At 29.1% G+C, this 21,819-nt stretch carries 25 protein-coding genes and 3 riboswitches; of the genes, 12 read left to right on the top strand and 13 right to left on the bottom strand.

Annotated elements, in window-relative coordinates:
- Window positions 1-52: 52 nt before the first annotated feature.
- Both FRY74_RS06420 and FRY74_RS06415 read right to left on the bottom strand, forming a co-directional pair.
- Window positions 53-1,312 carry a Y-family DNA polymerase gene (locus FRY74_RS06420; protein ID WP_147099754.1) on the bottom strand — a complete coding sequence of 420 codons (1,260 nt, stop codon included), beginning with the start codon at window positions 1,310-1,312 and terminating at the stop codon, window positions 53-55.
- The gene (locus FRY74_RS06415; protein WP_147099752.1) at window positions 1,313-1,762 is read right to left on the bottom strand and encodes a LexA family protein; all 450 of its coding nucleotides are present in this window, start codon (window positions 1,760-1,762) and stop codon (window positions 1,313-1,315) included.
- A gap of 106 nt (window positions 1,763-1,868) precedes the next feature.
- On the opposite strand from FRY74_RS06415, the gene FRY74_RS06410 reads away from it, so the two are divergent.
- Window positions 1,869-2,513 (top strand): hypothetical protein, encoded by a 645-nt coding sequence (locus tag FRY74_RS06410; protein WP_147099750.1) that lies wholly within the window; start codon window positions 1,869-1,871, stop codon window positions 2,511-2,513.
- 282 nt (window positions 2,514-2,795) lie between these two features.
- Here the strand turns inward: FRY74_RS06410 and FRY74_RS06405 are convergent, their stop codons facing one another.
- The 5 genes from FRY74_RS06405 to FRY74_RS06385 form a co-directional block, all read right to left on the bottom strand.
- On the bottom strand, window positions 2,796-5,039 hold the full coding sequence (locus tag FRY74_RS06405; RefSeq protein ID WP_147099748.1) for an AAA family ATPase: 2,244 nt from the start codon (window positions 5,037-5,039) through the stop codon (window positions 2,796-2,798).
- Window positions 5,040-5,446: 407 nt separating this feature from the next.
- The gene (locus tag FRY74_RS06400) at window positions 5,447-6,013 is read right to left on the bottom strand and encodes a hypothetical protein (RefSeq protein ID WP_147099747.1); all 567 of its coding nucleotides are present in this window, start codon (window positions 6,011-6,013) and stop codon (window positions 5,447-5,449) included.
- 23 nt (window positions 6,014-6,036) lie between these two features.
- Entirely contained in the window at window positions 6,037-6,732 is a 696-nt protein-coding gene (locus FRY74_RS06395; RefSeq protein ID WP_147099745.1) for a hypothetical protein, read from the bottom strand.
- A 60-nt stretch (window positions 6,733-6,792) separates the two neighbouring features.
- Window positions 6,793-6,887, bottom strand: a riboswitch (SAM-I-IV-variant riboswitch).
- A gap of 10 nt (window positions 6,888-6,897) precedes the next feature.
- Entirely contained in the window at window positions 6,898-7,281 is a 384-nt protein-coding gene (locus FRY74_RS06390) for a hypothetical protein (protein ID WP_147099743.1), read from the bottom strand.
- Between the two features lie 63 nt (window positions 7,282-7,344).
- A riboswitch (SAM-I-IV-variant riboswitch) is annotated at window positions 7,345-7,438 on the bottom strand.
- Window positions 7,439-7,445: 7 nt separating this feature from the next.
- Window positions 7,446-7,829: a hypothetical protein gene (locus tag FRY74_RS06385; protein ID WP_147099741.1), complete on the bottom strand. Its 384-nt coding sequence runs from the start codon at window positions 7,827-7,829 to the stop codon at window positions 7,446-7,448.
- A gap of 58 nt (window positions 7,830-7,887) precedes the next feature.
- Window positions 7,888-7,983: riboswitch (SAM-I-IV-variant riboswitch) on the bottom strand.
- 85 nt (window positions 7,984-8,068) lie between these two features.
- Here FRY74_RS06385 and FRY74_RS06380 point away from each other — a divergent pair.
- Both FRY74_RS06380 and FRY74_RS06375 read left to right on the top strand, forming a co-directional pair.
- On the top strand, window positions 8,069-8,362 hold the full coding sequence (locus tag FRY74_RS06380) for a hypothetical protein (protein ID WP_147099739.1): 294 nt from the start codon (window positions 8,069-8,071) through the stop codon (window positions 8,360-8,362).
- A gap of 279 nt (window positions 8,363-8,641) precedes the next feature.
- Window positions 8,642-10,324 (top strand): hypothetical protein, encoded by a 1,683-nt coding sequence (locus FRY74_RS06375; protein WP_147099737.1) that lies wholly within the window; start codon window positions 8,642-8,644, stop codon window positions 10,322-10,324.
- A 28-nt stretch (window positions 10,325-10,352) separates the two neighbouring features.
- On the opposite strand, the gene FRY74_RS06370 is transcribed toward FRY74_RS06375, so the two are convergent.
- Entirely contained in the window at window positions 10,353-11,066 is a 714-nt protein-coding gene (locus FRY74_RS06370) for a glycoside hydrolase family 25 protein (RefSeq protein ID WP_147099736.1), read from the bottom strand.
- A gap of 10 nt (window positions 11,067-11,076) precedes the next feature.
- Window positions 11,077-11,799: a hypothetical protein gene (locus FRY74_RS06365; RefSeq protein WP_147099734.1), complete on the bottom strand. Its 723-nt coding sequence runs from the start codon at window positions 11,797-11,799 to the stop codon at window positions 11,077-11,079.
- A gap of 113 nt (window positions 11,800-11,912) precedes the next feature.
- Between FRY74_RS06365 and FRY74_RS06360 the strand changes: the two genes are divergently transcribed.
- The 6 genes from FRY74_RS06360 to FRY74_RS06335 all read left to right on the top strand — a co-directional run bounded on the left by FRY74_RS06360 (window position 11,913) and on the right by FRY74_RS06335 (window position 16,636).
- Complete coding sequence (locus tag FRY74_RS06360; RefSeq protein WP_147099732.1) at window positions 11,913-12,314, top strand: hypothetical protein; 402 nt, start codon at window positions 11,913-11,915, stop codon at window positions 12,312-12,314.
- A 54-nt stretch (window positions 12,315-12,368) separates the two neighbouring features.
- On the top strand, window positions 12,369-12,950 hold the full coding sequence (locus FRY74_RS06355; RefSeq protein ID WP_147099731.1) for an RNA polymerase sigma factor: 582 nt from the start codon (window positions 12,369-12,371) through the stop codon (window positions 12,948-12,950).
- 5 nt (window positions 12,951-12,955) lie between these two features.
- Complete coding sequence (locus FRY74_RS06350; protein ID WP_147099729.1) at window positions 12,956-14,560, top strand: hypothetical protein; 1,605 nt, start codon at window positions 12,956-12,958, stop codon at window positions 14,558-14,560.
- Between the two features lie 2 nt (window positions 14,561-14,562).
- Complete coding sequence (locus FRY74_RS06345; protein ID WP_147099726.1) at window positions 14,563-15,225, top strand: hypothetical protein; 663 nt, start codon at window positions 14,563-14,565, stop codon at window positions 15,223-15,225.
- Window positions 15,226-15,335: 110 nt separating this feature from the next.
- Entirely contained in the window at window positions 15,336-15,944 is a 609-nt protein-coding gene (locus tag FRY74_RS06340; protein ID WP_147099724.1) for a hypothetical protein, read from the top strand.
- 5 nt (window positions 15,945-15,949) lie between these two features.
- The gene (locus FRY74_RS06335; protein WP_147099722.1) at window positions 15,950-16,636 is read left to right on the top strand and encodes a hypothetical protein; all 687 of its coding nucleotides are present in this window, start codon (window positions 15,950-15,952) and stop codon (window positions 16,634-16,636) included.
- A 389-nt stretch (window positions 16,637-17,025) separates the two neighbouring features.
- On the opposite strand, the gene FRY74_RS06330 is transcribed toward FRY74_RS06335, so the two are convergent.
- The 4 genes from FRY74_RS06330 to FRY74_RS06315 all read right to left on the bottom strand — a co-directional run bounded on the left by FRY74_RS06330 (window position 17,026) and on the right by FRY74_RS06315 (window position 19,929).
- Window positions 17,026-17,397, bottom strand: a complete 372-nt coding sequence (locus FRY74_RS06330) for a hypothetical protein (RefSeq protein ID WP_147099720.1) — start codon at window positions 17,395-17,397, stop codon at window positions 17,026-17,028.
- 160 nt (window positions 17,398-17,557) lie between these two features.
- Entirely contained in the window at window positions 17,558-18,688 is a 1,131-nt protein-coding gene (locus tag FRY74_RS06325; protein WP_147099718.1) for a hypothetical protein, read from the bottom strand.
- Between the two features lie 239 nt (window positions 18,689-18,927).
- Complete coding sequence (locus FRY74_RS06320; protein WP_147099716.1) at window positions 18,928-19,575, bottom strand: hypothetical protein; 648 nt, start codon at window positions 19,573-19,575, stop codon at window positions 18,928-18,930.
- 12 nt (window positions 19,576-19,587) lie between these two features.
- Window positions 19,588-19,929 carry a hypothetical protein gene (locus FRY74_RS06315; protein WP_147099714.1) on the bottom strand — a complete coding sequence of 114 codons (342 nt, stop codon included), beginning with the start codon at window positions 19,927-19,929 and terminating at the stop codon, window positions 19,588-19,590.
- Between the two features lie 394 nt (window positions 19,930-20,323).
- Between FRY74_RS06315 and FRY74_RS06310 the strand changes: the two genes are divergently transcribed.
- The 3 genes from FRY74_RS06310 (at window position 20,324) to FRY74_RS06300 (ending at window position 21,768) form a co-directional block, all read left to right on the top strand.
- Window positions 20,324-20,731, top strand: coding sequence for a hypothetical protein (locus FRY74_RS06310; RefSeq protein ID WP_147099712.1), 408 nt, complete (start codon window positions 20,324-20,326; stop codon window positions 20,729-20,731).
- A gap of 206 nt (window positions 20,732-20,937) precedes the next feature.
- Complete coding sequence (locus FRY74_RS06305) at window positions 20,938-21,345, top strand: hypothetical protein (protein ID WP_147099710.1); 408 nt, start codon at window positions 20,938-20,940, stop codon at window positions 21,343-21,345.
- Between the two features lie 12 nt (window positions 21,346-21,357).
- Entirely contained in the window at window positions 21,358-21,768 is a 411-nt protein-coding gene (locus FRY74_RS06300) for a hypothetical protein (RefSeq protein ID WP_147099708.1), read from the top strand.
- Window positions 21,769-21,819 lie beyond the last annotated feature (51 nt).

The following is a 21,819-nucleotide window of genomic DNA, read 5'->3' as shown; positions in this document are numbered from 1 at the left end:
TTTTTATTTTAGTAGGAAGAACTAAGTGTTGTTATTTTATCCTTCCTGAACCCTAGATCTTAACTGTAATTATTTCATCAAGCCTTGTCGTATATCTTGGTGACAGCTTCTCTTGATTCATCTTCCAAGTTCTATCCATATCTTGACAAGCTAGTTTAAGCTTTTTTTGACCAATGACATGGTTCAACTTATCCATCACCTTCATTAATGCTTGATGCTTTGGATTCTCACTCGTAAACATATTAAGTTGTTTCTCACTCTCTGGTGTAATTCCCATAACGATAACTCCAGCTTTCTTATACTGATAGCCTTTTTTGTATATAGCTTTTAAGCCCTTTACAGCGAATCTTACAATGTCAATGCTTGAGTTGGTTGGATAATCTGTTTTAATCATGATGTGTCTGCTATATTGAGGTAAATCCTTTCTGTGTCCATTGGTATGTATAAACACCATGATAAGATTGGTACAAGATTTTTGCCTTCTTAATTTCTCAGCACATGTAACAGCAAAAGTGGAAACACGCTCTTTTATGTTGGCAAGGTCTCCATAGTTTTTGTCAAATGTTCTGGTGGTGGCAATAGCCTTTTTTCTCTTAACCTCATCAAGTCCAAGCTGTGGAATGCCTTCCAATTCTCTTTTCAATCTCAATCCAACAACTGACATGTTCTTTCTCACCCAATCATCTGGCAATTGGGTGAAATCATAAGCTGTATTTACATTTCTGTAGATTAATCTCTTTGCATGTCGAGAACCAATTCCCCACACATCACCAATTTTAGTCCATTTAAGAGCCTTGATTCTCTTCTCTTCCGTATCTATCACATATACACTTTTAGTTCTTTCAGCGTACTTCTTCGCAATTTTGTTTGCAACCTTTGATAGTGCTTTTGTTGGAGCCATGCCAATGCTAATTGAAATGCCTGTGCTCTTAGTCACTCTATAGTTAATTTGATGGCCATATTCTTCAAGATTAAACAAGTCAAATCCATCCAATTTTAAGAAAGCTTCATCAATGCTATAGACTTCTATGTCTGGAGTGAAAGTAGCCAAGATGTTCATGACTCTACTGCTTAAATCTCCATAAAGAGCATAGTTAGAAGAGAACACATGAATGTTGTTATCATCAAATATCTTTTGATACTTAAAAGCTGGAGCACCCATTGGAATTCCAAGAGCCTTAGCTTCGTTACTTCGAGCAATAACACAACCATCATTGTTAGATAATACAACAATTGGCTTATTCCTTAAGTTAGGTTGGAAAACACGCTCACATGAAGCATAGAAGTTATTGCAATCAACAAGGGCAAACATTTAAACCGATTTTATGATGTAGGTAACAATGCCCCAAATGGTAAAGTCATTATCTATTGTGACCTTGATGGGCTTGTATTTAATGTTTTCTGCAATTAGCCAGATTACATCTTTTTCAATCTTTATTCTTTTGACAGTAAACTCTCCATCAATAAAGCAAACAGCTATTTTGCCATTCTTGGGTTCAAGGCTCTTGTCAATTATAAGTAGGTCTCCATCTGATAGTCCAGCATCAATCATTGAATCACCTTTAACTCTGCCATAGAAAGTGGCATCTTTATTTCTAATGAGTGCTTTGTTTAAGTTAATAGATGAATCTAAGAAATCATCAGCTGGAGAAGGAAATCCAGCACTAATGCCATTTGTTACAACAGGTAATTTAAGCTTAGTAGAAGTATCTGGAGTGAAGAACTCTATGTTTTTTTGTGGATATAAGTTAACTAATTTCATTGAAGTAAAATTAGCTATTAATATTAGTTTTGTTGACTACAAAAAGTAGTTTTAATAAAAAGAATAATTTTATTTTTTACTTTAAGTGAATTAATAATCTAGAAATATGGAAACCCCAAAAAAAAGATACTTTAACAATCCATCTACTAAAGATTACCTAGTTGCTTTAGCTTACTTTCCCAATTTTGTGAAGTTGCTAGATACTAGTAATGCTCCTTATGAGAAAATAATTACGTGGCTATTAGAAAAAGAGAGTTTGTTGAAAGAAGATGATTTTTACTTGCCAACTATCAAACAATTAGCAATTGAACTAGATATTAAGACATCAAATGTTACCAAATATTTAAAAATGATTTACGAAGATATTGTAGCATTAAATCATAATAAACCAGAGTTATTTAAAAATGAAGGACAATACTCTTGCAGACTTTCATTCACATATATTGGAGAGCATTACTTATTTAATTTAGGACTTGATGTTATCCCAAGGGTAGGTGAATATTTGGATATATATTTCGTTAACCCTATGATTGGAGGAACAGGATTCTATGTAGACAAAATTTATCATGATTATGATTATGTTGGGCACTCAATAAATGTTATGTTAACTGCTAAAATTCCTAATACATATTTGAACTTATTAAAAGGTAAAGCATATTTGCAGGGAGATATTTCCTTTATGGAGTTTATAGAAAGAGATATAAGTAATGAACTTCAACAAGAACTTATAAATAGGTATAAAAATCTTTAAATTCTTTTATTAGTTTGTTTCAGCCCTTCCCCCTCCTGAACTTTTTGGGTAATCACCTAATTTTAAAAGAAGTAGATTGAAAAAAAATAGAATAGGGTAGTGAAAGGGTAACGGGTTATTATAATTAACGGCTCGGCTATGCGCAGGCAGGGATTTTAACCACTGAACTTCCTACGAAGAACTGAACTTTAAATTTAGCACTTTCCTGTCCTACGAAGCACGAAGCCCCTGCTTGCGTATAGGTGATGTTAGCTGCTGTGCTCTTTTTCATAGAATTAATTATTATCTGCCAGACCAAGTCATAACATCGTCAATGTCGCCATCAAAATCGTCCCAGTCACCAAGTTGTCCATCCGTCATAGCATTAAAGGTGTCACGGTCATAGTCATGGTTATCACTATAGTCATCATAATCATCGGAATAGTCTGCATCCTCTTCTAAATTATCAATTATATTATTTTGAGATAGTTTCATCGCTTTTTCAAGTGAAAGCATGTAGTCACTTATTCCTTGCTTTCCTGTTTCCTCAAATATTTTCTCAATTGCGATACCAATCCTTAAGGATGAAATTGTTCCATTCTCATGGTAACTGCCTCGATAATTTTTAAGCTCATAAGGAAATATTTTTCTTCTAATTGCATATTCTGCAAAATGCCAATGTGCATGTCCGCTTGAAGGATTCATAACAATAGCCTCATACATTTCATTTAAGCCATAGTCATTTAGAGATTCCTCTTTTGTTCTCCCAATTCTGTATAGCGTTCTGCTTTTTCTTTTAAGGTTTAGTGCATTCTTAAAATTATCAAGTGCCTCTGTGTATTTTTCTAAACCATTAAGTATTTTGCCTTTGAAGTAATACCCGATTTCGTTTGATGGTTGTAAATCTATAAAACTGCTAATTGAATTTAATGCCGCAGCATATTTATCTGTGTGGTAGAAAATAAAAGATTTCAAGAAATCCAACTTGAATGCAGAGCAATCAAAGTTTGTTGCGTTTGAAAATATTTCAGACACTTCGTCTTTGTTGAACCAATCACCTATAGTGCAATCGCATGTTATGTAATCGTAACCAGTAATCAGATTTTCATATGCAGCATTGAACTGGTTTAATTTCAAAAAAGACATTGCTTTCTTGAAATAATATTTTCCTGCCTTTTCCCAATTTTCATTTTTGGTAAATTGATAAACTTCTTTCCCTTCATTTAACTTTTGATTGATTAAGGATTTGTCATTGAATGATTTTGCAAAGTCCTTTATTTCTTCATCAATGTAAATGTCCATTGTGTGCATTTTTTGCTTGAGAAAAAGTCCTTCAAAGGTTGTTGCTCTGCTTAGAGCGACATATGCTTGTCCGCTTGCAAAAGTGCCATCGCCAAAATCAATTACAACTCTGTCAAAGGTTAAACCTTGACTTTTATGAATTGTAATTGCCCAAGCTAACTTTAAAGGATATTGCTTGAACGTTCCAACAATTTCTTGTTCAATTTTCTTTTTCTCCTTGTTGTATTGGTATTTGATGTTTTCCCAAACTCTTTTATCAACTGAATGAACTGAACCGTCTTTAAGTTTTACTTTGATAGTCGTGTCGGTCAATTCATTTACTTGTCCAATTGTTCCGTTAACCCAGCGTTTGTCTGTATCGTTTTTAATGAAAATTACTTGAGAACCTTCCTTCAAAATCATTTCAGGTTCTGTTGGATATTTACTTTCCTCAAATTCGCCTGAAACCTCCGCTGTGTATTGGAACGGATTTGTTTTTAGTTCCGAGAGTTTGATAGAATTTACTCTGTCTGCTAAATCGTTTTTTGTTGTAAGAGTAATTGCAAACTCTTTTTTCTTTAACTCGGATTCAGAAAATACTCTGCTATTTAGTCTATCAATGTCTGTTTGCAATGTTTCTTTTACTCTGACTTTATCAAGCAGAGAAATAAATACAAGGTCAGTCTGTCTGTAAACCTTTTGTAACTCAACTGTAAACAAATTTATCTTTTCAAAAACCTTTGCGTTATAGAAATAAGCACTGCCGTATATTTCATTTATGATTTTTTGCTCACCAGATTTTCTAATCGTTACAGGTTCTAATTGGAAAATATCGCCAACAAAAACAACTTGTTTTCCGCCAAATGGCAAATTTGGATTGCCTCCATTTCGCCTCAATGAGTAATCAATTCCGTCTATCAAGTCAGCCCGGACCATTGATACTTCATCAATGATTAAAGTGTCCATTGCAGAAATGATTTTTCTTTTCTCTGAATTTTTCCAAAACACTTTTATGTCTTCGTCTTCAGGCAATAGCGGTCTTAGTGGGAACTGAAAGAAGGAATGTATGGTAACGCCCCCAACATTTACTGCTGCAATACCTGTCGGGGCAACTACAACATAGTTTTTTGAAGTCGTCTCAACGATATGTTTGAGGAAAGTGGACTTGCCCGTTCCTGCCTTACCTGTCAAAAAGAATGACTGATTAGTCTCTTGAATTAAATCAAGAGCCGTTTGAAATTCTATGTTGTCTAAGTCAAGTTCCATTTTTGTTTTCTGTCTGTTCGTTTAAAGCTATAGAGTTTCAAATTAGCACTGTCCCCAAGCATTGCAGCTAACATCCGAATAAACGTAACGGTACGTTTATTCGCACTATGTATTTAACGTAAATTTAGTAATTTAATTTTTCTTATAAATTATTTTAACTCGTTTCGAGTACTCAATTAGAATTGATTGTATTCATTTTAATTGATTTAATAGAGAGTTAGATTCAATAATCAAAATACCATAGTGTTTCTTCATTCCAAATTTTATAATCTTATTGTTATAGCAGATTAAAGTTGGATTAAACTTTAGTTTTTCAGGGTATTTTTCTCTGATGTATTTAATAAGGAGAAAGTAAACTTCCTCCTTATTTAGTTCTGATATTTTGATGTTTCTCATAGATTTAATAACTAGTATTTAATTTTCGTCAAAGGTTTGTCATAAAAAATCCAGGAAGCAAATGTATCGTCAGGATATTCAAACCAAATTGAATATAACTCTCCATTTTTGTTATACCTTACTATACTTCTTTTTATATTACCATTTGATATTTCTTTTAACAAGTTTGCTCGGTATTCGTATTCAATATCTCCATTAGAAAACACTGCTTTTACTGCAGTATTTATTTTCATAGTTAGAGGTTCTATTTCTGTGTAACCTTTCAATTTTTTTCTTTTTAATACGAGTAAGTCGTTATCAATAGTTAATTCCCAATTCTTTCTTAACACATCCCATATTTGAAATTCTTTATTTAAAGTGTCTTCAATTGATAGAAATGTTTCGTTATCATACATCTTAAAGATTTGTCCTTCTGTTAAATCAAATTCTTCAACAAAGTCTAGAGTTTGAATTGTATTAATATCGAATCCATAAGAAATTAACATTTCATCTATTTCTTTAGGAAATGGTTTTTGATATTGAGAGAAGCTATCTAATGAAAATAAAATAGCTATAATAATCAAGTTTGTAGTTTTCATAATATTTGGGTTTTAGTGGTTAATTAATATGGCCATCGATCATTTGTTTGACTAGTATTATCTTGGTTAATTTTTTTGTCAATTTGTGATTGCCTTTCTTTTTCTTCACGTTCTATTCTAATTTCTTCTATCCATAATTCTAAATCTTTCTGACTGCCTTTTTTCCTACAATATCCACAACCCCATTCGTCATCAGTAGTAGTTACCATTATAAAGTGCTTTCCGTTTGATAGAGGACATTTTGCTACCCAGCTTTTTTCTGTATAGCCTGTAGGTATAGGATTTAAATTACTTTCTTCAAGAAATGTGATAAATGGAGTAATGTTGTTTAAAGCTGCTTTCTTATTTTTCTCAGGTATTTCGAGAATTTCTTTTACGATTAGGTCAAATTCAATTTCAGTAAATACATTACTTCGGCCATACCTTCCATAACCAAACATTGGTTTATATTCTTGAAAGATTAACCTAACAATGTCGTGAAGAATTACTTTAATAGTTGGAAGGGACTTAATTTTAAGATAATGTAGGAAGATTCTTATTTGTGGATAGCTGAGGGTAACTTCATAATCTTTTATTTCTTCAGCCTCCTCTCTATTATCGTTAATACTAATGATTAGTCGATTATCTTTTACTTGATAATAACATAGAACGGCATCAAGAATATAATGATATTCAAGTTCAAGAAATAAAATTTGTTTAGTGCTTGGGTAAATGCTCATAATACATAAGTTTAGATTGGTAAATAATTTAACTCATGTAACTTGATTTGTTTTAGGAGGTGAAGTCTGTTTTTTTGACTGTTGTCCGTATTCTGAACCACCGTTGCTTTTCTGCTCGGTTGGTATCTCTTAAAAAGAGATTCAAGATACATGATAATTGTTTTTTTAATTTCTATTAGTTCTCCATAAGAATGTTCCATTTTCAGTTTGAGCTCCTTTAAGCCAATCTACTTCAAAGTTTATTTCTCTTACTTTTGGCTGAAGGTGTTGTATTCTTTCAACGCCATAAAAAGAATGAGCAGAATCGATGATGAAATCTTTGTTTAATACTAATCCAAAATCAATTAGCCTATCGTGAAGTTGTGAGATTCCATAATGTCCCATGTCTAAAAAGTAGATCAGACTGTCATGAGAATGGAGATTAAGTCCTTTAAAAAACGCAGTAGTTTTATACCCGAGTTTATCAAATAACTTTTTACCATCAATAACTAGATAGTTATAATCTACTCTTATGGATACATCTTTAGGAATTTTAGTTTCTGTTTTCATTGTACATAAGTTTTAGTTAATAAATAATTTACTTATGCATCTAAGAATTGTATTTTGACAGCTGAGGTTAATTGTTTTTGACAGACTGCCCGCATACTAAACCACCGTGGCTTTTTTGCTCGGAGGGTATCTCATAATGAGATTCTTGATGCTTGTGGTTTTGATTAAAGGGTACCTTTAATAGTTTCAATTAAAATGGTATTCTTTTCTCCTCTAACCAAATTTTCAATTTTTTTCTTTAAGTCAGTTTTACTTTGCTTTTCTTTAAGTCCCATCACAAAACCAGTTTCTCCTTCTGTTCTTTTTATCTTGACATTAAAGAAGCTTGAGTTGGCTAATTGATTATTGTATTCTTTCCAACATTTTGCAATTTGATTAGCTGTGGTCAAATTATCTTTTCTCCAACGATTAGAAATGATTATTTCTAAAAACATTGTTTGGTTTTGATAGCTAATTAATCTTGAAGATAAGCCTCCATGCATTCTGTATAGCTTATCAACTCTCATTATATGAGATTCATTAATTCTGTTTAATTCAATTTGATTCATGATACATTAATTTAAAAGGTTAATAATTCAATGTATCTTTTTTAATATTTTGGCAGCTGAGGTTAATTGTTTTTGACAGACTGCCCGTATACTAAACCACCGTTGCTTTTTTGCTCGGTTGGTATCTCTTAAAAAGAGATTCAAGATACATTGTTTGTTATTATAACGCGGTTATATAAAATTTGTTACAAGTAGGAGAAAAAAAATAATTTATTCATCTAATTTCTTAAATTTATTTAATGAATAAGAAAGAGCAGTCGAAAATAAAATCTCTTATCAAAAAGTACAATCCTATTTTAAATGAGTCGGTTGAAATAGCTTTGACGGAAGATCTTTTTAATTTAATTATTGTTAATGGAGACGATAAAGATTTTGAGCTGAAGAATCTTCTCAAAGATAAGCAAGGACTAAAAAGTTTTGTAATAAAAGAGTTTATAAAACTTAATCAAAAACCTATTACTAAAGATTTAAAGAATATGGATGAGATTAAGTTGTCACTAATAAAAACTAAGCAGGAGCGTTTGAAGTTTTAGTATTTATTCAAAAATCTACCAATTATCAGTTTAATGATAAAGAGAAAGAACTATATGATAATTTAAGAAAGATGAGGTTGCGAATTAGCAAAGAAGAAGGGATGAAACCGTACTGGGTATATGGAATAGTATCTTAATAGAAATAGTCCAACTTAAACCTGAAAATGAAGATTAGCTTATCAATATTAAAAGTATTATGCAAAAAAGATTAGAGTGGCTTGTTCAAGAAACTTTAGATTAAGTAGAAAAAGCTTTAAATTAGAATTTTTTAAATTAAATATGGTTGAATCGAATTTTGAATTTTTAGTAGGAACACCTTATTATAAACGATTAAAAACAGCAGAAGATCTTGTACCTATAGACTCTTCTTTAACAGGTTCTCTTTTACGTAAAGTGTTGGAGGCATTTTTATATCAGGTTTACAATGATAAAGAAATTGAATTTCCAGAAAAAGAAAATTACAAAAATAAGGCTAGGCCTTATAGTGGTGCGTCTTTACTTCATCAAGACCCATTTAAAAAAGTTTGTCCAGATAGGATTATTAAAAAATTATGGAATTGTTATAATTTAGGTAATGATGCCTCACACCCTGGAGAATTTATTGAAGAAATTGAAATCACTAAGGAGGAAGCATGTTTTATGTTGGAATGGACTCATGATTATTGGGTATGGTATCTAAGAGACACAGGTACTCCCAATTTAAAAGGTTTAAAGTTTGATAAAAACAAAATCCCAACTAAAACTAAAGCTCAATTAACCGAAGAAGAATATAGTAAACTATTGCTTAATAAAGATGAGGTTACTCATCAGCTTAATAATGATATAGAAGAAGTTAAAAAAAAAAATGATGAATTAGCTCTTGAAAACGCTGCCTTAAAAAAAAGTAATGAGAACTTAGAGTCTTTAATAAAGAAGAGTGAAGTTGTATATGAAAGTGCAGGGTTAACAGAACAAATTGGTTTAGTATGGGGGAGAGTTTATATCAACTTTAAGTATCGAAATAAAGATTATTTTGCGGTTAAGTATTTCAAAGATGAGGCTGGAGCTACAGAAAAACATCAAATTTTAGAAGGTCGTTTTGAAACAAGTTGGCTATATACTTATTTTAATCGACAACATCCTAAATTAGCTGTTCCATTAGTTGAGCAAGGAGAGTATGATCATTTAGACTTATTAAATAAAGACACGGTTTATTATAAGTACAAACATAAATATGGAACTCCTTCGATTTTAATCAAACAACTAAAGGTTGATATTGGTAATGAAATGGATATTAAAACAGAATACCTGGCAAGTTTATTAGGTACAGATGTATTAAATAAGAAATTCAATTATTCAGGATCTTATTATAAATCAAATGGAGTAAACTATAGAGATCAATTAATAATTAAAGGCAATGATGCCGGTTTTGATGTTGCTGCTGATTTGTTGGTGGTAATGATAAATCCAGGAGGGAGTAAAGCATTGGGAAGTATTGATTATGATGAGAGAGCATTTTTAGACGAAGTCAAGAACGACTTTGTAGAGTGTGAACCTGATGTTACACAATATCAAATTTCTAGATTAATGCTTCATCAAAATTGGAGGAAGGCCATTGTAATTAATCTATTTGATATTTGTGATGCCAACTCTAAAGATGTAATTGCAAGATATGTAGATGGAAGTAAAATTAAGTTAGAGAATTTACAAGAGTCTATTTTTAAAGATGAAAGAAGAAGAGAATTGGATAAAATATTTGAACAATTGTCGGATAAAGCACCAATTTTAATAGGATGGGGAACGAATAAAGATTTATTAAGAATAAAAGAATCAGTTTATGATAAAGTATTGGTTCCTACAGCTAGAAAAATATTAGGTGATAAAAAAGAGGATTATCAATATTATCATCCATGGCCTAGAGAAGAACACAATGAAACTAAGCGATTAAATTGGGTTAGTAAGATAATCAAACAATTAAAGTGAATTTTTATTATGGTTTATTGTTATTATTCTATAAAGAAAAATCTAATAAACTTTCTAGTCTACCATTAAAATCATTTCCATCAACCTTAGTTTTAATACCATCAATTCTAACTTTATCAGTGAACTGATGAAAATCCCATTTTACATCTTTTAGGCTATCTTTATTAGAATAAGAAGCTATCCAAATAGGGAAGTTATGGCTTTGATTTAAGTCTTTTAAATAATCAGTATAAAACTTTCTACCTGTATACAAAATAGGTTTTATTTTATAATGATTTTCAGCTGCTTTTAGCCATAATAAAACGTTTTTTTGGAGCTCTTTTTTTGATAATCTCCCAATTTCTTCTACATCTAAAACAGGAGCAAGGTTTCCTTTTTTTAGTTTAACAATGTTTTTAAAATTTTCAAATTGTTTTTGTGCATCTTCATTTGGTCTAAAATAATGATAGGCACCTTTAGTAAAACCATTTTTCTCTGCATTTATCCAGTTGTAGTTATATTTTTTATCTTTTCCGTCAACTCCCATTGAAGATCGAATAAATACAAACTTTATATTGTGTTTCGAATTTTTCACCTTACTCCATTCTATGTGTCCTTGATAATGTGAAACATCAATGCCAAAAGTATATTTAGAGTTTATATATGGTATATCTTTTTTATCAATGTAGTAATATAAAGCAACACTACCAATAATAATAAATGTGGTTAATAGTGTATACAGGTATGTTTTTAGATTATTCATGTAGTTAAATTTAATGATATTGTATGTTTCGTTTAGTAAAACTTACTTTTTTGTTATTTCTGTATACACTTTGTTTAATCCAATTTCCATATTGGTCAAATATGTAGTCGAATTTTAGTTCACTTAAAACAACCTTGTAAACATCTTTTTTGATTGTTGAAACTACATTTTTATTATTATCAAGCGTATACATTTCTGTTGTAGTATATTCAGGATGATTTATATACATTGTTTTTTTGCTAATTAAGTCATCATCTAAGTTGTATTCATAAAGTTCTTCTTTATAAATTTTATCAATTTCATAATCTTCCACTCGAGTTTCAACTACTCTAATTAACCTATTAAAATCATCATAGTAATATCTTGTATACATTGTTAAATCGCCGTTGTAATTTACAACAGAAGATAGAACTAAAAATCCTTGCTTGTTAAATTGATGAGTTGTTTCAAAACGAAAATCATTCGTTTCAGCATCAAGGTGTAAAACTCGAATAAAGTCTTTATTGGAAGTATATTCTTTTAATCCAATAGCATTTGTATAATAATTCCAATCACAAACTATATCTCTATCAGAATCTATGTAGGCTATAAGTTGGTTGTTAGTGTCAAATTTTACAAAATATTTATGGTATACATCTGTTTCTAAAACACCATTACTATTATACTGATATGTGTTAACGGAACAACTTTTTACATTGCCTTTTAAATCAAATTCATTAACAGTTTCAAGCATAATTATTATAGTTTAGTACATTGTTATAACGTACAAAAAATTATTTGTTACAAAATATGTAACACATTATATATTTTGAAGTTATTATTAATGAAATAAAACAGTTAATCTATATGGAGACTTTAATAAAACTAAAAGTAAATCAAGAACTAGAAGGTATACATGATAATATTATTGAAGAAGCTTTTATTGATGCTTGCATAAATTTAGATGCTTCACTTTTTGAACCTCTTATTAACGAGAATCAATATTTTCAAGATTTAGATAAGTATAGATTTTTACAATCTTTAAAGAATACGTTTGAAGATGTTAAACTTAAAGGAGTACTCCAAACCACAATTAAACCAGGAAAATGTATGGGATGTAAGTATGGAAAAGCAAATCTTCAGTTTTTTGGAAATAGGAGTAAACCTGAGTTTTCTTATATAATTAATAAAGAGAACAATTTGATTGAAGATATATTTATATGTAACATGAGTTCAGGAATTTTTACGGATAAATTAAAAAGTTTGTAACGAATTATTAATAGATCGTTATGTTAATAAAGGAAAACAATTTAAAGCAACTACATGAGTGAAAAGTTAACATACCATCAAACAGATAAGGACATCTTAAGAGATGATGAGGTTGTTTTAAAATCTCAAAAAGATCCAAGAGAATTTGCTCCATTATACGATAAGTATTTCTTGCAAATATTTAACTATGTATACAAGCGTGTATATGATACTAATGAGGCCGATGAAATTACCTCTCTAATTTTTGCTAAAGCATTAAAAAGAATTAAGCAATATAAATCGAAAGGGTTTCCATTTGGTAGCTGGTTGTTTCAAATAGCAAGAAATGAAGTAGTTGATTATTTCAGAAAAAATCAAAAAAATCAATGTTTATCAGTGAGCTTAGATGAGTTGAATTACTTAATGGATTCTGCTGATGAAGACAATTCTTTAATTGAAGAAAAAGAAAATAAAACTAAAAAAATAATAAATGCATTAACAGAATTAAACGCTGAAGATCTTGAATTAATTGAGTTACGTTTTTTTGAAGATAGATCATTTAGTGAAATAGCAGATATATTAAAAATTAAAGAAACTAATGCTCGTGTAAAAACACACAGAGCTATTGCCAAACTAAAAGATATTATTAAAAAATAATAGTCATGAAAAATATAAATATCAAAGACAAATTAACCCCAGAAGAAGCCATGAAATTTAAAAATTTCAACGGAGTCTTAAATAAATTTTACGCCATGAAAATCCCATTTTACAAGTCACCCTACTTTTTAGGAGGAGGAGTTCTTACTGCGGTAGTTACTTCAATAGTTCTCTATAATTCTCAAGCTAATTTTTCTACAGAAAACCCAAATAATTTAGCTTATGAAATGATTTATGAATCGCCAATAGAAGAAGAACTAAATGCAGAGTCTCATAAAGTTATACTTTCTGATAAAGAAATTCAATTAACAACAAATAATGGAACTCGAATAGTTTTACCACCAAATATTTTAGTTGATTCGAATGGTAACGAAGTTGTTGGAGAAATTGAAATAAGATTTAGAGAAGTGCTAAATCAAAAAGACATTTTTATGTCGGGCATGCCTATGAATTATAATGAAAATGGAGAAGAGTATGTATTTGAAAGTGGAGGAATGTTTGAAGTTTTAGCGTACCAAAATAATAATCCAATATACATCAAAGAAGGAAAGAGTATTAGTGTTGCGTTAGCTTCAGAGCAAGCTGGCGATAACTTTAATCTTTATTACTTAAACCCTCAAACCAATGAATGGGATTTTAAAGGAAAAGATGAAATAGGATACTCAAGAGAGGTGATAAGACAAAAATTAGATTCGTTAAATTTAGTTGAAGATCAAAAAATAGAAGAGAAAGAGCAGATTTTAGCTGAGTTGAAAGAGCTTAAAAATTCAAAACCAATTAAGCCTAAAGCACAGAATAAGGATAAGTTTTCGTTTACGATAAATGTCGACTACAAAGACTTTCCAGAATTAAGAGCATTTAATGGGCTAAAGTTTCAGGTTAGTGATAAAGACAAGAAATTTGACCCTAAATACGCTGATATATTATGGGAAAGTGTAGATGTTTTAAGAGGAGAGGGTAAGGATGAGTTTGTTGTTTATTTTGCTAACAAAAGTTCGAAGGTTAACTTTATTACTACCCCAGTTGTAAAAAGTGAAAATATGGAGCTAGCAATGTCTGATTATAATAGACTAATAAGCAGTTATAAAATTCAGAAAGACTCATTAAAAAGACGTAAAAGAGAAGCTGCGAAAAGAATAGGGGAGCGATCTAAAAAATTAAATGAGTTAAAGATTATTGAATTGAATAAAATGGCTCAAGAACTAGCAGTAATCGTAGAGAATAAAATAATGCGAAACTTTCAGGTTTCACAGTTCGGAATTTGGAATTCTGATTGCCCTGAGAAAATGCCAACTGAAGCTATTGTTAAAGCTGATTTTAGAGATGAAAACGATGAGAAATTAAACTTTAAAAATATATTTCTAGTTCAAAAAAATAAGAATGTAGTATTAAATATAGATCGCTTAGATTATGAGGAAGGATTAAGGTATACGCCTAATGAAGAAACCATGATATGGGCAGTAACAAGCGATAGAAAACATGTAGCTATATATAGTGTCGAAAAATTTAAACGATTAAAACCAGATCAAAAATTTTACGTATTTGAAATGGAATTAATAAGTAGTAAAGAATTTGCAGCAATGAGCTCTGAACAAATCTTTAATCTGTAAAATTGAAATTAGTATTAATAATAATATCATTAACTCTTTCTTTTCTTGCGAATAGCCAAGAAAAGAAAGAGTTTGTATTTAAGGTTAATAAACCAAAAGCAAATGATATAATAGATACTAGATATGAATTTTTGTTATTTAATCAACCTAATCCTATTAAAATCAATAATAAAGAAATTTTAAGTAAGTATACATTTATGCTAGATGGAGGAGAAGTTGAGTATGAAGATGGTTATTTGATTCTAACACCACAAGTAAAAGAAGATGTTTATTTAAGGGCTTTAGATAATTTTAGTATTGATTTTAAGCCAGTAAAAATTGATAAATTTAGAGTAGTAGATAAGTATGCGTTTTATATGGGTGATTTATCATTTTTTGAAGATGAGGTATCACTTGAAGAAGGCACAATTCTGGAAGAATTTACATTCAGAACTAAATACAATTCAGAAGTATCTATTTATAAAATAATTTCATTTATTATATCTTATGAAAAAGATGGTAAATATATAGAGCATAAAGTGAAAGGAGGTAGAATTCCAAAACATTGTTTGGATGTATTTGAAAATGAATACGTAGATCTATCATTTTCTAAATTTATGATAGAATTAGAGCCTGGAGTACTAGCTGTTGTAAATGATGAAGGATTTACAATAACTAATGATTAGGATGTTTTTATTTTTTTAGTTTATAAATGGTAAAATCTTTTTTCATATTAATAAGCCTTATTTTATCTTCTTATGTGTATACACAAGAAAAGAAAGAATTTGTGTTTAATGTGAAAAAGCCATTAAAAGTTGAAATTATTGATACGCAGTATGAATTTTTGCTTTATAAACAGCCCAATCCAATTAAAATATACGATAAGAAAAAATTAAATAAGTATACAGTTATACTTGATGGGGGAGAAGTTGAGTTTAAAGATGGATTTTTAATTTTAACTCCTTTAGTAAAAGATTCTGTTTTTCTTAGGCTAATTGATAAGTCAGGTGATAATGATAAAAATGTTCAAATAGATAAGTTTAAAGTAATAGATAAATATTTACCTTTTATTGGTAATACTCCTATTAAAAAATTAGAAGTAGATGGTGTTAATGAGGCTTTACTTTCTAAAGTATTTAATGTAAAGACGAAATATGGATCAATAATTAAACCTTATAAGGTAAAATCTTTTATGCTTTCTTACACAAAAGATGGTAAATATATTGAGCATATTGTAAAAGGAGATGTAATTCCAAAGAAATTAAGAGATGTTATATTAAAAGATGGTAAAAACACCTATTTTTTCGATAAGTTTACAATAGAACTATCTCCTGATGCAGAAGTGAAAGTGAATATCTTCGGAATGATTAGAGCAGATAAAATGTATCATGGAATTAAAGACTAAAATTAATGAGAGTATATATAGCATCTATATTAATAATTCTAAGCATAAATTTAAGTGCTCAGGAATACGAATTTAATGTTGAGCGACCTAAAGTTGAGATTACAACATCTCCTAGTTATGGCTATTTGTATCAAAACATCTCTCACCCAATAAATATAACAGTAAGTGACTCTAATCGAAATTTTAGATACGAACTAGCAGGAGGGGAGTTTTTAGTTACCGACACTGGCAGTTTTTTGATACCCCATGCTAAAAATGAAGCTAATTTTAATATCTACGAACAATATAAAGGTACAGAACGCTTAGTATATAGTATTAATTATGTTGTTTTTGATGAAGTTAAAGCTTATTTAAGAGGCAAACCATCTGATGTGGCTATGTTAGATGTTTTGTTGCTATCGGGTAAGTTAGAAGCTGTTTCTAAAGCAAAAAATAAACTATTAACTTACGATGTAAAATCGTTTACATTAATATACAAAGACTTAAAATCAGATGGTTTTATATCGCTTGATGTAGAAGGAAATTCTATACCTATAACTACTCGTAAAATAATGGTAAACCTCCCCGATGGTAGTTTAATTTATTACGAAAATATAAAAGTAGAACTAGAGAATAGTATTACAGCTACTATTGCACCTTATAGAGTTACAATGCAAACTATGAATGCTAAAGGTGTGCAAAGTTTTGATTAAAAAAATTACTTTTATTACATTAATCAATAATGATAACGATTAGTATATGGCAAGTAGGTAATTAATTGTAGTGAATTTTCCGTTTACCAATTAGCCAAATTTAAATATTTTGTTTTTAACTTATTCAAAATTTAAAAGCCAAATTTTTAATTTGGCGGAGTTTCAAAAAAGCATCAACTTTTCAGTTTAGTAAGACAGTACCTATTTGCTATATACAGTGTTGTGCTTAGTTTTTTATTTTATATCCATTATCAACTTTTTCAATTTTATCAAGATTGATTAACCATAAGAGTCTGTATGTTACTTGAGCAAAAGTTGACCATTTAATGTTAAAATTATCTTTTAAAATTAAAGTTGGTAATCGGTTTTTGTGTTAGTGATAAGGTTTGTTATTCATATTTAAAATCAGGGGCTAATTCCTCTACAAATTCTTTTTTATTAGTGAACATATAATTATCATCTTTAAAGTAAAAGTAGAAATTAACTCTTGTTTCTCCATCTTTAATAGATATACTTTTTTGAGCTATTATTTCCTTTTTCTTATTCATGTATTCAATATTAAAAGAAACACCCCCATCTTTCCCTGTAATAGTTACCTCATAAGTTGATTTGTAGTTAATAATAAAGCTGTCGTCATCATATCTTACTTTTATGTTTTTAGCTCTTACTTCATACAAAAATTCATCACTCAATATTCTTGTTACTTTACTACTATCTTCAAAAGTTACTGATCTAAAATAAATTTCTTTATTTAATAACATTTTAGAAATAGATTCTTTTTACGCGAAAGACGATAGGCTAATTAATAATACTGATACTAGTGTTAAATTTTTCATAGTTTTTAGTTTTTTAGGTTCGATTATATAAACGTAGATTATTTTATATTAGCTTATTATGGTCGTTTTTTAAGTAGTTTAATTTTTAATTAAGAATTTTTAATGTTTTTAATAGAATATCTACATCTTTATCAACTTGATTAAGTCTTTCAATACTTGAGTTACTGGTTAATGTGATAAAGCAAGATTTATTATTATATAAATAGATATACATAATTTGATAAACTATAGTTTTACCTTCATATTTTGTTTTTGAGGTAATTTTAATTAGTTCTTTGTTGTGTATTTTTTTTATTTCATCTTTAAGAAAGACGACTTCAGAATTCCCTGTAAAATTTATTTTTTTTAATGATTTCTTAGTTTCAGTTACAAGCGATTGTTTTAATACTTTCCTATCAATTTTATAGACAGAATTATGAGTGTAATTACTATTTAAGTTAACAATAACATTGTCCTTATTGTATTTTAGTACAACGTTTACATTATCTGTATATCTTTTTTCTGTTAAGTTATATTTTTTTAAATATGAGAATGATAGTTTATTACTGTTAAACTTCTTATAAGCTTCATTGATTTTGTTGAGAGTTGAATTATTACTAACTGGGGTTGATGTCCATTGTGAATTAATAATGAATGAGTTTGCCATTAATTTAAATAAACCTTCGTAACGCTTGAATTTTTTTTCAAAGAAATTAGAAAAAGGTGGTGGAGCTGTCACAGAAAAATGAAGTTGTATCAAGTAATTCTTATAAATCATAAGATAAACAAGATTTTTTGATTTTATTTCAGTGTCGAGTCTTTTAATATTAGTATTGAAATAAACACATGCTGTTCTTATACCGTCTATTTCTTGGTTTAAATCGTAACTATCAAATTCATCAACTCCTATAATGTATTTAAGACCTTCTAAAGTGAAAAATTCAGAAACATCCTCTTTAGGCAAATCTGATTCAGATAGTTTATTCACATAGATAACTAATCCCTCCAGTTTTCCCATAATGTTTTTTACAATATGAGGTCTATCACCGTCCTTTAAAATCCATGTATTAGGGTATTTTATTGAAAAATTTAATCCATTAGCACTCCCTTCACCTTTACAATTGTATTTTGTATACTGACCTTTTTTGAATTCAATATATTCTTCGCAAGAATCTTGAGCCCAAACAGTTTGGATAAAAATAAAACAGAGAAAGGATAATAAACATTTTGAATTCATATTTTATTAATATTAATTAAGCACAACGCCCTATCTATGTTTTGTAGGGCGAATTAAAAGTACTATATTTTCGCTTAGCTAATTAGCCAAACCTTTGGCTTTGGGTTTTAACTTAATTCCTATTAAAACGACAAAACAAAGTTTTGGCGGAGTATATTAATTACTTTGCTGTTTTAAATTACTATCAATTGTCCTATAAAATATAGATGATGTTGGCAAATCGTTTTTTTTTAAACACATCATTTAATTTTCGCTAGTTGTGGTTTAATGACCATAGAAATGTTTGTCATCGTAGAAGTGTTAAACATATATAATAAGCCTGGATCAATATCTGATAGAATTGGGATATTCTGTGAAATTCGTTTAAAACCTACATTAATTATTCCCTTAATCACTTCATTTTTTTCATTATCTGAAATTTCACTTTTAATTTCAGCGTATTCGCAAACTTCACCAGTATCTTCATCAACATAGTCTTTCTGTTGTATGTATTTGCTATCGATAAAAGTGTTGTACTCTTTGTATCCTAAGTAGTCTTTATAAATTAAATAATAAGTATATTCAGCTTCATTTTTTAAGTTAGAATCTATTGTTCCTAATAGAATAAAATACATACTTAATAAATCTTTATACACGGCACCAAAATTTTTGATTTTTAGTTGTTTAATTTCTTTATTACTTATTGATTCTAATGTGATTTTAGTGTCTCTCTTTGGGCCTAGAACTAAAGATATAAATTGGGAGATACTGTAAACTGAACCCTGTGCAAGAATTTTGTTTAACTCTGGGAATTGTTCAGATTTTTCATAAAATCTATTCGTCAATTTATTATGAGTATTGTTCCAATGAGCAATTACTCCATTTAGTATATTAATTAAACTTTTCATTAATATTATTTTTTAATCTATTCTTTTTCTACTTTCAATATCCTTCATTATTTGACTCAGTTCATTCTCGTCTTCTGCTTTATATGCTGCGATCATCTTTAAACCCTTAATTTTGAATAAACCTGTTGGTCTTACAAGTATTAGGAGTAATTTGTTATTAGGGCATATATACAATGTTTTATTTTCTATTGGAAACTTTATGTGCGCAATTGCTTCATTACAATTATGGTCATTACCACAAGCACATAAAAATGAAAGGTTTTTTTCAATGTGAATTTCATCGTGACTATCAAAACAATGATAGCCTTTGCTTGGCATTTTTACTTTAAAAAAAGTATTATAATCTGTTATCATATTTTGTTTTTATGTTTGCTAACATCCGAATAAACGTACCGGTACGTTTATTCGCAATATGCGTATAACCCAAATTTAACATTTCAATCGGAAATATAAAAGATTTTATATTTGCAATTGAAACTTTTACAAACCTTTATGGTTCTTATGTTTTTTAGTTTCTGCCTTTTTTAAGTCTATCTAAATTATTTTTAAGACACTTGTTGGAGTTATTGTTCACCTTTTTTACCTTAAATAAATACAATTTATATTGTTACTTCTCTTGCATTTTATAGCCTTTCCATTTAAACGATGAACGCTGAGGTAAATAACTTGATTAAAATAGATATTGTAACAATTTATAAATCTTTTCGTTATTTAGTTAAAGACTTATTTACCCCTAAAACCTTTTACTATGAAAAAGCTAATTTTAACCTTGTCGGTAGTACTAATTAGTACAGTATCATTTTCACAAGAAACATTTAAAATTAAAGAAGTTGTTGATTCAGAAGTTGGGAGTGATTTAATTTCTTCAATAACTTACGGCTCAGAATGTAATTTTGATAGAATTATTGTATGGGAATTAATTAAAAGAGTTGAAATATTTTTAATGAAAGGAAAAGAGGTTGTTTTTGCTGATATTATTAATGTTGAATCAGAGAATATGGACAAAGGAAATAGAGTTATTAAAGGGCTCGGAAACAATAATGAGTATGTTTCGATGACACACGTAAGAGATGGTAGTCTTCTGTTAAGTTATGGAGAGTCGTCATACGAGTCTATTAATAGTTTTAGGTCTTTATACTTTAGTAATGTTGATTAAGAAAGTTTTTAAAGCCAATGGCTATAAGATTCTATAGATTAATTATGTTTCATTAAGAAATTATAAAGTCCTGCCTTTGGTGGGACTTTTTTTTATCTTTTTTTCTAAGGTTTATATTATATGCATTAGAATTAAACTTAATTGTAACGAAATCAAACTCATCCGTTATTTAGTTAAAGAATTACTAATTTCTAAATCCTTTAACTATGAAAAAGCTACTTTTAACCTTATCAGTATTACTAATCAGTATATTAACATTCTCACAAACATTTAAAGAAAGACTTTCTGAAGCAAGAAAGGACACTTCATTAGTTGTTAAAAAGTATAAATTAAAGTCTACTGACATTCAGATGGAGTCAGATGGATATGTTTTAATTAGAAAGAAAATGGTTGAGGCAATGGGTAAAAACATTTCGGACACAACTTACAGAGTAGGTGAGTTAAATGTAAGAACGATTACTCAAGATGCTTCAGCTGGTGGTGAGTTTGAGGTAACATATTTCTTCGAAGGTGATTTAGTGTTTGATGATAAGGATGGTCAGACACCTAAAAACATTAAGTATTTAGTAATTACTGAGTTTAGATACTTAAAAAACTTTATCACTATTAAATAGCGTTTATTATATATGAAAAAGCTAATTTTAACCTTATCAGCAGTACTATTCAGTACAGTAACATTCTCACAAACATTTAAAACAGAAAGCTTAATGATTAAAGAAGCTGGCTCTAGCTATATGTTGGAAATATTAGAAGCAGATGACATTATCTTTAAAAATATTGATGTTGATGTTAAGAAAAAAGTAGTTTCATTAGAATTTAAAGGGGTAGATGGGAAAACTCTTTCGGAAGATCTAATTACTATAGAGCAAGAACTTATAGATGAAGATTCTAATAAGGTAATTAGAGGGATTAATACCGACAAACGCCATACAGTACTAACATTTACTAAAAATGGACACCTAATGATTGAATATGGAACATCTTACGAAATACTTGATTCAGAAGAGTGTATGTTTTTTTTAGGGATGATACATTAAATTATATTTTGTAACGAAATCAAACTCATCCGTTATTTAGTTAAAGAATTA

This window comes from Vicingus serpentipes (assembly GCF_007993035.1).
GTDB lineage: Bacteria > Bacteroidota > Bacteroidia > Flavobacteriales_E > Vicingaceae > Vicingus > Vicingus serpentipes.
This window is presented reverse-complemented; position numbering and strand designations above follow the sequence as displayed.